Here is a 14,682-nt window from a genome sequence, read left to right as displayed (position 1 = left end):
CAGTTCAAAGGGGAACTGAAATGCCGCTCGTCGTAGTCGGGGTCAGCGTCTTGATCCTGCTGTTCCTCATGACCCGCCTGAAACTGAACGGCTTCGCCGCCCTCCTCCTCGTGGCCGTCGGCGTCGCGCTGGTGCAGGGAATTCCGGTGGCCACGATCCCGGACGTCCTCTCGGAGGGCATCGGCGGCCAGATCGGCGACACGATGCTGGTCATCGGGCTCGGCTCCATGGTCGGGCGCGTCATGGGGGACTCCGGCGCCGCCCAGCGCATCGCCAACAGGATGCTGGACGCGTTCGGACCGCGCTGGGTCCAAGTGGCCATGGTGGTCACGTCCATGCTCATCGGCGTCACCATGTTCTACGAAGTCGCCTTCATCATCATCGTGCCCATCGCGTTCACCCTCGTACGCGTCACCGGGGCGAAGCTGCTGTGGATCGGCCTTCCGATGTCCATCACGCTCTCCACGATGCACAGCTTCCTGCCGCCGCATCCCGGCCCCACCGCCGTGGCCGCGACGTTCCATGCCTCCGTCGGTCTGACGCTGGTCTACGGCCTGTTCATCGCGATACCCGCCGGAGCGCTGATCGCGCTGGCGTGGCCGCGGCTTCCGTTCATCAGGGCCATGAACCCCTCCATCCCCAAGGGTCTTGTCAGCGAACGCGAGTTCACCGACGAGGAGATGCCCGGCATGGGGTGGTCACTGACCGTGGCCCTCTTCCCCGTCGTACTGATCGCCGGCGCCTCGGTCACCGAGATGGCCACGTCCGGCGCGAGCCCGTTCCTGCACTTCGTCACCTTCATCGGCTCGGCACCCATCGCCCTGCTCCTGACCCTCCTCCTGGCGATCTGGGCGTTCGGGCCGCGCATCGGCCGCAGCCTGTCCGACGTCAGCGCTTCCTGTACGTCGGCCGCGCAGGCCATGGCCATGATTCTCCTGGTGATCGGAGCGGGAGGCGCCTTCAAGAACGTCCTCGTCGAAGGGGGCATCTCCGACCACATCAAGGACACCACCGACAGCTGGTCCATCTCGCCGCTCATCCTCGCGTGGCTGATCGCGGTGATCCTGCGCATCGCCCTCGGCTCCGCCACGGTCGCCGTCGTCACCGCCTCCGGCGTCGTACTGCCGCTCCTGGCAGGCAGCGGCGTCCACCCCGAGATCCTCGTGCTCGCCGTCTCCTGCGGTTCGATCGCCTTCTCCCACGTCAACGACCCCGGATTCTGGCTGTTCAAGGAGTACTTCAACCTCTCGGTCATCGAGGCGATCAAGGTCCGCACCACCTATACGACGGTGCTCGCGATCCTCGGCCTCGGCGGCGTCCTCGCGGCGGAGTGGGCCCTGGACGTCCTCAGCCTCTGACCCACCCGGCCAGCACCCCGCCCATCCCCTCCATCTCACACCTGAGGAATTCCTTGATCATGAACAGGCAGCCGACGGTCACCGCGTTCAGCGTCTACCCGGTCGCCGGCCGGGACTGCATGGAGCTCAACCTCTCCGGCGCACACGGCCCCTACTTCACCCGCAACATCGTGGTACTCCAGGACTCCGAGGGCCGCACCGGCCTGGGTGAGGTGCCGGGCGGCGAAAAGATCACGCAGACCCTGCGCGATGCCGAGTCCCTCGTCGTCGGCGCCCCCATCGGTGACTACAAGCGCGTCCTGCGCGAGATCGGCGACCGTTTCGCCGACCGTGACGCGGGCGGCCGCGGCGCCCAGACCTTCGACCTGCGCACCGCCGTCCACGCCGTCACCGCCGTCGAGTCCGCGCTGCTCGACCTCCTCGGCAAGCACCTGGAGGTTCCCGTCGCGGCGCTGCTCGGCGACGGACAGCAGCGCGACTCCGTCCGCGTCCTCGGCTACCTCTTCTACGTCGGCGACCCCGACCGCACCGATCTCGACTACGTCCGCGAGCCCGAATCGCCCGTCGACTGGCACCGCATCCGGCACGAACAGGCCCTCTCCCCCGAGGCGATCGTCCGCCAGGCCGAAGCCGCCTACGACCGCTACGGATTCCGGGACTTCAAGCTCAAGGGCGGTGTCCTGGAAGGCGCGGAGGAGGTAGCGGCCGTACGCGCCCTGAAGGACCGCTTCCCCCAGGCCCGCATCACCCTCGACCCCAACGGTGCCTGGTCCCTGCGCGAGGCGATCGAGCTGTGCGCGCCCCTGACCGGCACGCTCGCCTACGCCGAGGACCCCTGCGGCGCCGAGGGCGGCTATTCGGGCCGCGAGGTCCTTGCCGAGTTCCGCCGCGCCACAGGACTGCCGACCGCCACCAACATGGTCGCCACCGACTGGCGGCAGCTGACCCACGCCCTGGCCCTGCAGTCGGTCTCCATACCCCTGGCCGACCCGCACTTCTGGACCATGCAGGGTTCCGTGCGCGTGGCGCAGTTGTGCAACGCGATGGGTCTCACCTGGGGGTGCCACTCCAACAACCACTTCGACATCTCCCTGGCCATGGTCACCCACTGCGGGGCCGCGGCCCCCGGCGACTACAACGCCCTGGACACCCACTGGATCTGGCAGGAGGGCCTGGAACGCCTCACCACCGCCCCGCCCCGCATCATCGGCGGGCAGATCGCCGTACCCGACGCCCCCGGCCTGGGCGTCGAGCTCGACATGGACCGTCTCCTGGCAGCCCACGACCTCTACCGGCAAAAGGCCCTTGGCGCACGCGACGACGCCGCCGGCATGCGCTACCTCATCCCCGACTGGCAGTTCGACAACAAGCGCCCCTGTCTGGTGCGTTGACGGCATGGCTGCACGCCGATCACCATGTCGGGCCTGGTCAGCACGGTGATCACCGGACCTGGCCGCAGGGGGCGTGAGCGGACTTCGTAGGATCTTGGGTGAGTACGCGGACGCCCCGACCCTGGGCCGCCGATGCTGCCCACGCCTCCTGCCGACCGCACGGGCGGCCGTGGCGACTCCCGCCCTCTGCCACCCTGCCGTCCGGGTTTCCCGCCGGCCGAAGTCCGGAACGTCCTTTTCTTGAGCACCGACGAAATCACCGAGGCGCCGCCCGCGCCTGCCCGCCCGCGCCCGCGTCCCCGCATCCTGCCCCGCCTCGTGGGCCGCGCCCCCGCCCCGCCGTCTACGGGCACCGCCCTGCACAACGTCAGTGCCGTCACCGCCGTGCTGCTTGCCTTGGTCGCGGTCGGTTCCGTCGTTCACGAGCCGGTCCTGATACCCCCGCTCGCGGCATCCGCGGCGATCGTGCACAGCGTCCCCCGGCTGCCGCTGGCCCAGCCGCGCAGCGTGATCGCGGGCCATCTGCTGTGCGCCGGTGTCGGTTACGCGGTCCTCGCCGCGCTGGGCAGCGCCCCGTGGGCCGCGGCGCTGGCCGCGGGCATCGGCCTCGCCGTGATGACCGTGGCCCGCACCCCGCACTCGCCGGCCTGCGCCACCGCCGTCGTCATCGTCCTGCACCATCCCCGGCCCGCGACCTTCGTGCCCCTGCTCGCCGGGGCGGTCGTCATGGTCGTCCTCGCGGGGTGGGCCGCCTCGTACGCCCGTCCCAGCGCGCCGCGCTATCCCGCGTACTGGTGGTGATCGGTTGTGCGACGGCGCCGGGCCGTGTGAAGTTCTGAGCGTGACGAGCCTGCACACGCAGGGATACGAGAAGGGATACGCGATGGCAGCGGCAAAGACGGTGACGTTCCCCTCCGGCATGAGCGTGCCCGCCCTGGGCCAGGGCACCTGGCGCATGGGCGACGATCCCGCCCGCCGGGCCGAGGAGCTCGCCGCCCTGCGCAGGGGCCTGGACCTGGGCATGACGCTGATCGACACGGCCGAGATGTACGGGAGCGGCGCGTCGGAGGAGCTGGTCGGCGAGGCGATTCGCGGGCGACGCGACGACGTGTTCCTGGTGAGCAAGGTGCTGCCGTCGAACGCCGACGCCCGCGGCACCGTCGATGCCTGTCACGCGAGCCTGCGCCGCCTGGGCACCGACCGTATCGACCTGTACCTGCTGCACTGGCGGGGCGGTGTGCCGCTCTCCGAGACCGTCGAGGCTCTCGAAGGCCTTGTGAGCCGCGGCAGCATCGGTGCCTGGGGTGTGAGCAACCTCGATGTCGACGACCTGGCGGAACTCCCCGAGGACGCCCGCCCGCAGACGGACCAGGTGCTCTACAACCTCACCCGCCGCGGCCCCGAGTACGACCTCTTCCCCTGGTGCCGCGAGCGCTCGGTGCCTCTGATGGCCTACTCGCCGCTGGAGCAGGGCCGTCTCCTCGGCAACCAGGCCCTGGAGTCCGTGGCGTCGGCGCACGGGAGCACACCGCTTCAGGTGGCGCTCGCCTGGGTGCTGCGCCACGACGACGTCATCGCCATCCCGAAGGCCTCCACCCGGGCACACGTGGAGGAGAACCACGGCGCCCTCGAAGTCAGCCTCACCGACGAGGACCTCAAGGCGCTGGATGCTGCGTTCCCCGCGCCGGTCCGCAAGGAGCCGCTGGAGCTCCTCTGACGACTGGAGATCCTCTGACGAGGTGTGCGTCGCGCGAGTCCGGGCACCCGCCAGGTCCCTGCGCATGCTTCCCCGCGTATGTCGCTCTAGGGTGAATCGCGGGGTCCGCTATGCCCGGAGCCACTGGCTCCGGGCCCTACTGGAGGCCGTACATGCCCCTCGCCGCAAGCGGAACCTCGTCGCTGATGCTGATCATCGGCGTGGTGATCGTCGCCGTACTGCTCGCCCTCTTCTTCTTCGGACGGCGACAGGTCACCCGACGCCCCAACCCACCGCAGCAGCCCCAGCCGCGCGCCGATTCCTGGGAGGAGCCCCACGACGGCCCTCCGCAGTCGCGCTAGGTGTCCCGAGGAGGAACGGCATGCCCATCGCCACGGTCAATCCCGCCACCGGTGAGACGCTCGAAACTTTCGAGCCGCTTGAGGACGCGGAGGTCAAGCGCCGTGTGGCGGCGGCCCACACCGCGTTCGGCGAGTACCGCACCAGCACCTTCGCCGAGCGTGCCCGGTTCCTGAACCGGGCGGCCGACCTGCTGGAAGAGGACAACGCGTTCATCGCCCGGACCATGACCACCGAGATGGGCAAGCCCATCAAGGCGGCCAGGGCCGAAGCGGCCAAGTGCGTCAAGGCCATGCGCTGGTACGCCGAGCGGGCCGAAGAGCTGCTCGCGGACGAACAGCCCGCGCAGGCCGACGTGGCGGATTCCGGCGCGACCCGTGCGATCGTCCGCTATCGCCCGCTGGGCGTCGTGCTCGCCGTGATGCCGTGGAACTTCCCGCTCTGGCAGGTCGTGCGGTTCGCGGCTCCCGCCCTGATGGCGGGCAACGTCGGTCTGCTCAAGCACGCGTCGAACGTGCCGCAGACCGCCCTCTACCTCGATGACCTCTTCCGCCGCGCCGGGTTCCCCGAGGGCTGCTTCCAGACGCTCCTGGTCGGCTCGGACGCCGTCGAGGGCATCCTGCGCGACGAGCGGGTGGTCGCGGCGACCCTCACCGGCAGCGAACCGGCAGGACGCTCGGTGGCGTCCACCTCCGGCGACGAGATCAAGAAGACCGTCCTTGAACTGGGCGGCAGCGACCCCTACCTCGTCCTGCCGAGCGCCGACATCGAGCGTGCCGCCGCGACCGCGGTGACAGCCCGGGTGCAGAACAACGGGCAGTCCTGCATCGCCGCCAAACGCTTCATCGTGCACGCGGACGTCTATGACGCCTTCCGTGACCGATTCGTCGCGGGCATGCGGGAGTTGACCGTCGGCGACCCGGCGAGCGAGGAGACCGACGTGGGTCCGCTCTCCACCGAGCAGGGCCGCAGCGATCTGGAGGAGCTCGTCGACGACGCGCTCGCCCGCGGCGCCACCGCGCTGTGCGGCGGACAGCGCCCCAAGGAGCAGGAGCGGGGCTGGTACTACTCGCCCACCGTCCTCGCCGACGTGACCGAGCAGATGCGCATCCACCGGGAGGAGGCGTTCGGCCCGGTGGCCACGCTCTACCGCGTGGCGAACCTGGACGAGGCCGTGACCCTGGCCAACGACTCGCCGTTCGGGCTCAGCTCGAACGTGTGGACGCGCGACGACGCCGACATCGAACGCTGCGTACGGGACCTCCAGGCGGGCGGCGTCTTCTTCAACGGCATGACCGCCTCCCACCCCGGCCTGCCCTTCGGCGGCATCAAACGCTCGGGGTACGGACGCGAGTTGGCGGGCCACGGTATCCGCGAGTTCTGCAACGCCACGACGGTCTGGTACGGCCCGTCCGATCCGGACGGCAAGGGCTGACCCCGGACGACAAGGGCTGACAGGGGTTTCTGACGGGGGCTTCGGCGGGACTCAGTGGCCCGGGACCGGTGGTTCGCCGTGTTCGGCGCCCGTCAGGCGCAGCTGCACCTGTACTTCCTGGTCCCCGGACACGGTGCCGTCGGCCGAGACGACGAACGCCGATTCGAGCGTGGCACGCAGCCGGTCCACCGCCACCGGGCTGCCTTGCAGGTCGGCGGTGACCGGCCCCGCGAGGAGCACGCCACGGACGGGTCCCGGGCTGTCGGCCGCGACGAAGCCGCCGGTCCAGACGGCGGGGCGGGGCTGCTCCGTGCGGTGGGGTGCGTCATCGCCGCGGTCGGAGGGGAAATGGGTCCGCAGCACCCCGAAGACGGCGTCCGCGTCGGCCGCGGAGCACTCGCCGAGTACCACTTGCACCAGGTCCGGGGAGTCGGCCTGTGCGGTGGGGGAAGCCGGGTCGGGTGTGTCGTTCACGCTGTGCTCCAGTGGGTCGCGAGGCCTGATGTGTGATCACGGGTACCCGATGTGCGGGCAGATATCTGATGTGCCTGCTGCTGAGCTGCTCAGAGGTCGCGCAGCGCGGGCAGCAGCTTCTTCTCCGCCCAGTCGATGAAGGGGCGTTGCTGGTCGCCGCCCACCTGGACGAGGGCGACCTCCGTGAAGCCCGCCTCGACGAAGGGGCGTACGGCGTCCACGAAGGCGTCGACGTCGTCGCCGCACGGGATCTGCTTCGCGATGTCCTCACGGGTGACGAACTGGGTGGCGCCCGCGAAGCCGGAGGGACCGGGCAGTTCGGCGTTGACGGGCCAGCCGCCGACCGACCAGCGGAACTGGTCGTGCGCGCGGGCGATCGCCGCGTCCTTGTCGGTGTCGTAGCAGACGGGCAGCTGGCCGACGCGCGGTTTTCCGCTGCCGCCGTGCCGGTCGAAGGCCTCGATCAGATCGGCCTTGGGTTCGGTGGCGATGACCAGGTCGGCGAGGCGCCCGGCCAGCGCGCAGGACCGTCCGCCGGAAACCGCCACTCCAATGGGCGGCAGCTCGTCGGGCACATCCCACAGACGGGCGTTCGCCACGTCGAAGTGGGTGCCCTGGTGGTTGACGTTGTCGCCGGCGAACAGCGCCCGGATGATGTCCACCGCCTCCTCGAGCATCTCCAGGCGGACCTGCGGCGACGGCCAGCCCGCGCCGACCACGTGCTCGTTGAGGTTCTCGCCCGAGCCGAGCCCGAGCCGGAAGCGGCCCTCGGAGAGCAGCTGCATCGTGGCGGCCTTCTGCGCCACCACGGCGGGGTGATAGCGGACGGTCGGGCAGGTCACGTACGTCATGAGCGGGATCCGCGAGGTCGCCTGCGCCGCCGCGCCGAGCACGCTCCACGCGTAGGGCGAGTGCCCCTGCGAGTCGAGCCAGGGGAAGTAGTGATCAGAGGTGACGGAGAAGTCGAACCCGGCCCGCTCCGCCGCGACCAGGTCGTCGACGAGGGCACGAGGGCCCGCCTGCTCGGTCATCATCGTGTAGCCGAATTGCACCATATTTGTACGCTTTGCCGAACTGCTCCCGCTGAAACCTCCCCGTCCGCGGGCACGCGAGGCCGCTGCCCACGCCACATGCTGCTACTCGGGTCCCCTCCGGTCCTACTTCCAGTCGTACGCGTACGCGGCGACCCAGGTGATCTCCAGCTGAGCGCTGCTGCCGGGCTCCGCTCCCGGGCCTTCCAGCGCGCTCTCGTTCTGCAGGACCCAGGACAGCGGGTGGTCCGGCACGCCCCGGGTGTCGTGACCGGTCTCCCGTCCGTCCACGAAGAAGCGCACATTCCCCGGCGTCCATTCGGTCGACACCGTGTGCCATTCGGTCCACTCGTCGGCGCCGCGGAAGTAGCCCTGTTCGCCGCCGCCGCACGGATGGTGGAAGGCGGTGAGGGATCCGGACCAGTTGCCCTCGGGGTGGTCCATCTCGCAGCCCCCGCCGTAGTGCAGCCAGGCCGACTTGTATCCGGGGGCCGGCTTGGTCACCTTGATGCGGGCGCTGTACTTGCCGTACTTCATCTGCATGACGGCACGCGGTACGACAGCGGCGGCGTGGACAGGACCTCCGTCGGCGGGCCGCCACATCCGGATGCGCATACGGCCGTCGCCGTTCTCCGCAGGGCCCACGCTCACGGTGTCCTCCGGGTGGTAGACGCCGACGACGTCGCGGCCCCGGTCGTTGGAGGTGTCGCGCCAACCGGTGGGGTAGGCCCACCAGTTGTCGCGGTAGGAGCCTTCGAGTCCCTCGCAGTACGCGGCGGAGGTGTCGGCGTGGTGGTCGCAGTCGCTGAACGCGCCCAGCGGCACCCGGTCACCGTTGAAGTCCTCGGCGACGACCTGCCAGAACGGCCCGCAGTCGCCGCGCGGCAGCTCGGTGCCGACGCTGCCGCAGGCGTCGGCCGACCGCGGCGCTCCCCCCGCGCTGGGGACGGAAAGCAGGGCGGCGAGCAGTGTGGTGCCGAGCGCCGCGAGCACGACCGGCCTGCGCCGGCTCGCCGCCGCGTGTGATCCCATCGCGATGCCCTTCCTCCCGGCCGCACACGCCCCGCAGAACCCGGCGGCCCCCTCGCGCGAAGGCGTCATCCTCGCGGAGGCCGGGGAGTCCCGCCATACCGCTGACGCAAGTCGGAGAACTCGGAGAACGCGCCGAGAACGTGAACTGGTATATGTGCCCGGACGGTTGGGACGTAGGTTGTGCGTTGAACAGTTCACGCCTCGGTGGAAAGACGGACGCTACCCATGACCGACCACGCCACGACTCCCGGACCTGCCGCGCATCAGAAGATCGACACATCGGTGCCGCACTCGGCCCGCATCTGGAACTACTGGCTGGGCGGGAAGGACAACTACCCCGTCGACGAAGCGGCCGGCGACGCCTACAGCGCCGTCTTCCCCGGCATCGTCACCGTCGCCCGCAGCAGCCGCGCGTTCCTGCGCCGCAACATCACCTGTCTGGTCTCCGAGGCGGGCATCGGGCAGTTCCTCGACATCGGGACCGGTCTGCCGACCGTGGACAACACCCATGAGGTGGCCCAGCGGCTCGATCCCAGGACCAGGATCGTGTACGTCGACCACGACCCGATGGTCCTCGCGCACGCCCGTGCCCTGCTCACCTCCACGCCCGAGGGAGCGACCGCGTACGTCGACGCCGATCTGTCCGACCCCGACCGCATCCTGGCGGCCGCGGCCGAGACGCTCGACCTCTCCCGCCCCACCGCCCTGATCCTCAGCAACATCCTGGGGCACGTCGCCGACTACGACCAGGCGCGCGCCATCGTCACCCGTCTGATGGAAGGCCTGCCCTCCGGCAGCTACCTCTCCATCAACGACGGCTCCCGGGGCACCGACGCCGATTACGAACAGGCCCAGGACGCCTACAACGAAACCGGCGCCGTCCCCTACTTCCTGCGGCCCGTCGACCAGATCGCGGCGTTCTTCGAAGGCCTGGAACTCCTGGACCCCGGCGTCGTCTCGGTCCCCTTCTGGCGCCCGGCCCCCGACTCCCCCGCCCCGGAGCCCATCGGCGAACACGGCGGCCTGGCCCGCAAGCCGTGATGCCGGAACGCATGTCCTGACTCAGGCTGGTTACGCGGTCACACCGCAGACCACGCTTCGACGAGGGAGCAGAGCACCATGGGGACCGATGTGTTCCGCTCGGAAGTGCCCCTGACGGTGAACGGCGCGCGCTGCCGCCTCACCGTCGACCACCGTTCGACGCTGCTTGACGTACTGCGCGAACAGATGGGGCTCACCGGCGCCAAGAAGGGCTGTGATCACGGCCAGTGCGGTGCCTGCACCGTCCTCGTCGACGGCCGCCGCGCCAACAGCTGTCTGCTGCTGGCCGTCGCCCACGAGGGGTGCGACATCACCACCGTCGAAGGGCTGCGCGGCGGCGACGGCGAGGGCCCGCATCCCGTACAGCGTGCCTTTCTGGAGCGCGACGCCTTCCAGTGCGGCTACTGCACCCCGGGCCAGATCTGTTCGACCGTCGGCGCCCTGGCCGAGGCCGCGGCGGGCAACGCATCGCACGTGACCGATCCGGGTACGGACACCGGCGACCCCGTGGAGCTGACCAGGGACGAGATCCGTGAGCGGCTCAGCGGCAACCTCTGCCGCTGCGGCGCCTATCCGCACATCGTCGAGGCCGTCGAGGACGTGACCCGGTGAAGCCCTTCCGGTACGTGCGCGCCTACAGCGTCGAAGAGGCGGCCGCCGCCCACGCGGGCCGCCCGGGCTCCCGCTATCTGGGCGGCGGCACCAATCTCGTCGACCTGATGAAGCTGGGCGTCGAGCGCCCCGGGACGCTGATCGACGTGAGCAGGCTGCCGCTGGATTCGGTGGAGGAACTGCCCGACGGGTCCGTCCGCGCGGGCGGGACGGTGCGCAACAGCGACCTCGCCGCCCACCCGCTGGTGCGAGACCGCTACCCCGTGCTGGCCCAGGCGCTGCTCGCGGGAGCCTCGGGCCAGCTGCGCAACGTGGCCACGACCGGCGGCAACCTGCTCCAGCGCACCCGTTGTCCCTATTTCCAGGACCTGAGCAAACCGTGCAACAAGCGGGAGCCCGGCACCGGCTGCGGGGCACGCGACGGCGTCCACCGCGACCACGCGGTCCTCGGCCACTCGCCGCAGTGCATCGCCACCCACCCCTCCGACATGGCGGTCGCGCTCGCCGCGCTCGACGCCCAGGTGGAGCTGCACGGCGTCCGGGGCCGACGCACCCTGCCCGCCGCCGAGTTCCACCGCCTGCCCGGCGGCCGTCCGGAACAGGACACCGAGATCGCGCCCGGCGAGCTGATCACCGGCGTGCTGCTCCCGCGCGCGACCGCGGGGCTGCCCTCCGCCTACCGCAAGGCCCGCGACCGCGCCTCCTATGCCTTCGCGCTCGCCTCGGTGGCGGTGGTCCTGGACGTCGAGGACTCCGTCGTACGCCAGGCGCGGATCGCGTTCGGCGGCCTCGCCCACCGGCCCTGGCGTGCCCGGCACGCGGAGGAGGCGCTGCGTGGCGGGCCGCCGAGCGACGGGGCGTTCCTGAGCGCCGTGGACGCCGAGCTCTCCGCGGCCGAGCCGCTGCGGGACAACGCGTTCAAGGTGCGCCTCGCCCGCAATCTCGCGTGTGACGTCCTGCGCCGCCTCACCTCTTCGTGACCCGACTGCCTCCGCTTCCAGGGAGAACCCCATGCCGGACACCGCCAGCGCCCTCGGGGCGTCCGCCGAGCGCAGGGAGGGCCCCCAGAAGGTGGCCGGGGCCGCCCGCTACGCCGCCGAGCACACCCCCGAGGGGTGCGCGTATGCCTGGCCGGTGCCCGCCACGGTGGCGCGCGGCGCGGTCACCGCCGTCGACGACACGGCGGCCAGGGAGCTGCCCGGCGTCGTCGAGGTCCTGACCCATCTGAACGCGCCGCGCCTGGAGAAGCCGGACGACGCGACGCTCGCCGTGCTGCAGGACGCACGTGTTCCGCACCGGGGCTGGTACGTCGCGCTCGTCGTCGCCGACAGTCCGGAGGCGGCACGCGAAGGCGCCGCGGCCGTCCAGGTCACCTACGCCGAGGAGGCGCACGACGTCACCCTGAAGGCCGATCACCCCGAGGCCTATGTGCCGGAGGACGAGGACGGCACCTCGGGGGAGCACGTCCGCGGCGACGCGGAGGGCGCGTTCAACTCCGCTCCCTCCCGCGTCGATGTCGCCTACCGGGTGCCGCCGCTGCACAACCACCCCATGGAGCCGCACGCGGCCACCGCCCACTGGCGGGACGGGCGGTTGACCGTGCACGACAGCAGCCAGGGCGCCACCACCGTCCGCGACGTCCTCGCGGGTCTGTTCGCGCTGCCCGAGGAGCAGGTCACTGTTGTCTCCGAGCACGTCGGCGGCGGCTTCGGCTCCAAGGGCACGCCACGCCCGCACGTGGTGCTTGCCTCGATGGCCGCCCGCGTGACGGGCAGGCCCGTCAAACTCGCCCTGCCGCGGCGCCATTTGCCGGCCGTGGTGGGCCACCGCTCGCCGACCCTGCACCGGGTGCGGCTGGGGGCGGAGAGGGACGGCAGGCTGACCTCCGTCATCCATGAGGTGACCGCGCACACCTCTCGCGTCAAGGAGTTCGTCGAGACGGCCGCCGCCGCCACGCGTGTCATGTACCCCTCGCCGCACGCCCGCACCACGCATCGCGTGGTGCCGCTCGACGTGCCGAGCCCGTCCTGGATGCGGGCCCCGGGCGAGGCGCCCGGCATGTACGCGCTGGAGTCGGCGATGGACGAGCTCGCCGTGACCCTCGGCATCGACCCCGTGGAGCTGCGGCTGCGCAACGACACGCAGACGGAGCCCGACTCCTCCAAGCCCTTCAGCAGCCGTCACCTCGCCGAGTGTCTGCGCGAGGGCGCCCGGCGCTTCGGCTGGTCCGAGCGCGACCCGCGCCCGCGGTCACGCGCCGAGGGGCCGGTCCTGGTGGGCAGCGGGGTCGCCGCGGCCACGTACCCGGTGGTCGTCGCGCCGTCCCGGGCGAGCGCCCACGCCTACCCGGACGGCAGCTTCGTGGTCCGCGTCAACGCCACCGACATCGGTACGGGCGCCCGCACCGTGCTGGCCCAGGTCGCCGCCGACGCGCTGGGCGTCCCGCTGGACTCCGTACGCGCCGAGATCGGCAGCAGCGACCTTCCGGACGCGCCGCTCGCGGGCGGTTCCTCCGGGACGGCCTCCTGGGGCTGGGCCGTCCACGAGGCCTGTACGCGACTTGCCGAACGCCTTGCCGGACAGCAGGGCCAGCAGCTGCCCCCGGAGGGCGTCGGCGCCACCGCCGACACGACGGGCGACGCCGACGCGGACAGCGCCTACGCCCGCCACGCCTTCGGCGCCCACTTCGCCGAGGTCGGCGTCGACACGGTGTCGGGCGAGGTACGGGTGCGCCGGCTGCTCGGGGTCTACGCGGCCGGTCGCATCCTCAACTCCCGTACCGCGCGCTCGCAGTTCATCGGGGCGATGACGATGGGCCTGGGGATGGCGCTGACCGAGGGCAGCACCATGGACGCGGCCTTCGGCGACTTCGCGGAGGCCGACCTCGCCGCCTACCACGTACCGGCGCACGCGGACGTACCCGCGATCGAGGCGCACTGGGTCGACGAGGACGACCCTCACCTCAACCCCATGGGCAGCAAGGGGATCGGGGAGATCGGCATCGTCGGGACGGCCGCGGCCATCGGCAACGCGGTGCACCACGCGACCGGCGTGCGGCTGCGCGAACTGCCTCTCACGCCGGACCGTGTCCTTGCGGGCGGTGCGGACGGTCTCTGAACCGGGGCCCTCAGGTCACGGCCCGTTTCTCCCTCGTCCAGGCCAGCAGCTTCTCCGCCGTCCAGGTGGTCACCACACGCTCGGCGGGCACCCCGCACTCCTCCGCCCGCTCGCACCCGTACACCTGCCAGTCCAGCTGGCCCGGCGCGTGCGCGTCGGTGTCCACGGAGAAGAGCACTCCGGCGTCCACGGCCTGGCGCAGCAGCCTGCGCGGCGGGTCGAGCCGCTCCGGCCTGCTGTTGATCTCCACCGCCGTGCCCGCGGCCGCGCACGCGGCGAACACCTCGTCGGCGTCGAACTGCGACTCCGGCCTGCCGCGCCCGGTGACAAGGCGGCCGGTGCAGTGGCCGAGGACATCGGCTCGGGGGTTGCTGACGGCGGCGACCATGCGCCGCGTCATCGCGGGGGCCTCCATGCGCAGCTTGGAGTGGACGGAGACGACCACCACGTCGAGCTGGTCGAGCAGCTCCGGTTCCTGGTCGAGCGAACCGTCGTCAAGGATGTCGCACTCGATGCCCGTGAGCAGCCGGAAGGGCGCCCAGCGTTCGTTGAGGTCGGCCACCACCGCGAGCTGCTCGCGCAGCCGCTCCGGCGACAGACCGCGAGCGATGGTCAGCCGTGGCGAGTGGTCGGTGAGCACGGCCCACTCATGGCCGAGCGCCTGGGCCGCGAGGCCCATCTCCTCGATGGGGCTGCCGCCGTCGGACCAGTCGGAGTGCAGGTGGCAGTCGCCGCGCAGCAGCGCCCGCAGCCGGGCGCCGCCCTCGACGAGCGGGGCCTGCGCCTCGCCTTCGAGCCGCTCCAGGTATCCCGGCACGTCGCCGGTCAGCGCCTCGCGGACCACACCGGCGGTCTTGGGGCCGATCCCCTTGAGCGACTCCAGGGACCCGTCGGCGACGCGCCGCGCGGCCTCACCCTCGGCGAGGCCGCCCACCACCGCGGCCGCGGTGCGAAAGGCCCGCACACGGTAGGTCGGGGCGCGGCCGCGCTCCAGCAGGAAGGCGATCCGTTCCAGCGCCTCGACGGGATCCATCGGCACCTCCGGCCGTCGGGGACTGCGACGGCGTACGTGTGCTTCCAGCGTCGCCCACAAAGGGCGGCGGGGCATGTGAGGACCGGAGCCCCCGCCCCCGGG

At 71.5% G+C, this 14,682-nt stretch carries 14 protein-coding genes; 10 read left to right on the top strand and 4 right to left on the bottom strand.

Annotated features, from left to right (window positions below; translation table 11 throughout):
- Window positions 1–20: 20 nt before the first annotated feature.
- The 6 genes from E5671_RS42150 (at window position 21) to E5671_RS42125 (ending at window position 6,240) form a co-directional block, all read left to right on the top strand.
- The gene (locus E5671_RS42150) at window positions 21–1,358 is read left to right on the top strand and encodes a gluconate:H+ symporter (protein WP_160509474.1); all 1,338 of its coding nucleotides are present in this window, start codon (window positions 21–23) and stop codon (window positions 1,356–1,358) included.
- Between the two features lie 59 nt (window positions 1,359–1,417).
- Complete coding sequence (locus E5671_RS42145) at window positions 1,418–2,749, top strand: enolase C-terminal domain-like protein (protein WP_160509473.1); 1,332 nt, start codon at window positions 1,418–1,420, stop codon at window positions 2,747–2,749.
- Window positions 2,750–2,989: 240 nt separating this feature from the next.
- On the top strand, window positions 2,990–3,550 hold the full coding sequence (locus E5671_RS42140) for an HPP family protein (protein WP_237330362.1): 561 nt from the start codon (window positions 2,990–2,992) through the stop codon (window positions 3,548–3,550).
- An 82-nt stretch (window positions 3,551–3,632) separates the two neighbouring features.
- On the top strand, window positions 3,633–4,466 hold the full coding sequence (locus tag E5671_RS42135; RefSeq protein ID WP_160510778.1) for an aldo/keto reductase: 834 nt from the start codon (window positions 3,633–3,635) through the stop codon (window positions 4,464–4,466).
- Window positions 4,467–4,618: 152 nt separating this feature from the next.
- Window positions 4,619–4,807 carry a DUF6479 family protein gene (locus E5671_RS42130; protein WP_160509471.1) on the top strand — a complete coding sequence of 63 codons (189 nt, stop codon included), beginning with the start codon at window positions 4,619–4,621 and terminating at the stop codon, window positions 4,805–4,807.
- A 20-nt stretch (window positions 4,808–4,827) separates the two neighbouring features.
- Window positions 4,828–6,240 carry an NADP-dependent succinic semialdehyde dehydrogenase gene (locus E5671_RS42125; RefSeq protein ID WP_160509470.1) on the top strand — a complete coding sequence of 471 codons (1,413 nt, stop codon included), beginning with the start codon at window positions 4,828–4,830 and terminating at the stop codon, window positions 6,238–6,240.
- 51 nt (window positions 6,241–6,291) lie between these two features.
- Here the strand turns inward: E5671_RS42125 and E5671_RS42120 are convergent, their stop codons facing one another.
- The 3 genes from E5671_RS42120 to E5671_RS42110 form a co-directional block, all read right to left on the bottom strand.
- Window positions 6,292–6,714 (bottom strand): hypothetical protein, encoded by a 423-nt coding sequence (locus tag E5671_RS42120; protein WP_336606000.1) that lies wholly within the window; start codon window positions 6,712–6,714, stop codon window positions 6,292–6,294.
- Window positions 6,715–6,803: 89 nt separating this feature from the next.
- The gene (locus E5671_RS42115) at window positions 6,804–7,769 is read right to left on the bottom strand and encodes an LLM class F420-dependent oxidoreductase (protein ID WP_160509469.1); all 966 of its coding nucleotides are present in this window, start codon (window positions 7,767–7,769) and stop codon (window positions 6,804–6,806) included.
- A gap of 102 nt (window positions 7,770–7,871) precedes the next feature.
- Window positions 7,872–8,777, bottom strand: coding sequence for a glycoside hydrolase family 16 protein (locus tag E5671_RS42110; protein WP_160509468.1), 906 nt, complete (start codon window positions 8,775–8,777; stop codon window positions 7,872–7,874).
- A gap of 225 nt (window positions 8,778–9,002) precedes the next feature.
- On the opposite strand from E5671_RS42110, the gene E5671_RS42105 reads away from it, so the two are divergent.
- From E5671_RS42105 to E5671_RS42090, 4 genes are all read left to right on the top strand, one after another.
- Window positions 9,003–9,818, top strand: a complete 816-nt coding sequence (locus E5671_RS42105; protein ID WP_160509467.1) for an SAM-dependent methyltransferase — start codon at window positions 9,003–9,005, stop codon at window positions 9,816–9,818.
- 78 nt (window positions 9,819–9,896) lie between these two features.
- A complete protein-coding gene (locus tag E5671_RS42100; protein WP_160509466.1) occupies window positions 9,897–10,430 on the top strand; it encodes a 2Fe-2S iron-sulfur cluster-binding protein in 534 nt (177 codons plus the stop codon).
- Window positions 10,427–11,410, top strand: a complete 984-nt coding sequence (locus tag E5671_RS42095) for an FAD binding domain-containing protein (RefSeq protein WP_160509465.1) — start codon at window positions 10,427–10,429, stop codon at window positions 11,408–11,410. The genes E5671_RS42100 and E5671_RS42095 overlap by 4 nt, the downstream gene beginning before the upstream one ends.
- Before the next feature lie 31 nt (window positions 11,411–11,441).
- Window positions 11,442–13,547 carry a xanthine dehydrogenase family protein molybdopterin-binding subunit gene (locus tag E5671_RS42090; protein ID WP_160509464.1) on the top strand — a complete coding sequence of 702 codons (2,106 nt, stop codon included), beginning with the start codon at window positions 11,442–11,444 and terminating at the stop codon, window positions 13,545–13,547.
- 10 nt (window positions 13,548–13,557) lie between these two features.
- Here E5671_RS42090 and E5671_RS42085 read toward each other — a convergent pair whose 3' ends face one another.
- Window positions 13,558–14,580, bottom strand: a complete 1,023-nt coding sequence (locus tag E5671_RS42085) for a PHP domain-containing protein (protein WP_160509463.1) — start codon at window positions 14,578–14,580, stop codon at window positions 13,558–13,560.
- Between the last annotated feature and the right edge of the window lie 102 nt (window positions 14,581–14,682).

It is taken from the genome of Streptomyces sp. BA2, assembly GCF_009769735.1.
Taxonomy (GTDB): domain Bacteria; phylum Actinomycetota; class Actinomycetes; order Streptomycetales; family Streptomycetaceae; genus Streptomyces.
This window is presented reverse-complemented; position numbering and strand designations above follow the sequence as displayed.

Coding starts and splice junctions, on each gene's coding strand:
- E5671_RS42105 (WP_160509467.1), top strand. CDS start 9,003: ATGACCGACCACGCCACGACTCCCGGACCTGCCGCGCATCAGAAGATC.
- E5671_RS42135 (WP_160510778.1), top strand. CDS start 3,633: ATGGCAGCGGCAAAGACGGTGACGTTCCCCTCCGGCATGAGCGTGCCC.
- E5671_RS42100 (WP_160509466.1), top strand. CDS start 9,897: ATGGGGACCGATGTGTTCCGCTCGGAAGTGCCCCTGACGGTGAACGGC.
- E5671_RS42130 (WP_160509471.1), top strand. CDS start 4,619: ATGCCCCTCGCCGCAAGCGGAACCTCGTCGCTGATGCTGATCATCGGC.
- E5671_RS42090 (WP_160509464.1), top strand. CDS start 11,442: ATGCCGGACACCGCCAGCGCCCTCGGGGCGTCCGCCGAGCGCAGGGAG.
- E5671_RS42145 (WP_160509473.1), top strand. CDS start 1,418: ATGAACAGGCAGCCGACGGTCACCGCGTTCAGCGTCTACCCGGTCGCC.
- E5671_RS42115 (WP_160509469.1), bottom strand. CDS start 7,769: ATGGTGCAATTCGGCTACACGATGATGACCGAGCAGGCGGGCCCTCGT.
- E5671_RS42150 (WP_160509474.1), top strand. CDS start 21: ATGCCGCTCGTCGTAGTCGGGGTCAGCGTCTTGATCCTGCTGTTCCTC.
- E5671_RS42125 (WP_160509470.1), top strand. CDS start 4,828: ATGCCCATCGCCACGGTCAATCCCGCCACCGGTGAGACGCTCGAAACT.
- E5671_RS42085 (WP_160509463.1), bottom strand. CDS start 14,580: ATGGATCCCGTCGAGGCGCTGGAACGGATCGCCTTCCTGCTGGAGCGC.
- E5671_RS42110 (WP_160509468.1), bottom strand. CDS start 8,777: ATGGGATCACACGCGGCGGCGAGCCGGCGCAGGCCGGTCGTGCTCGCG.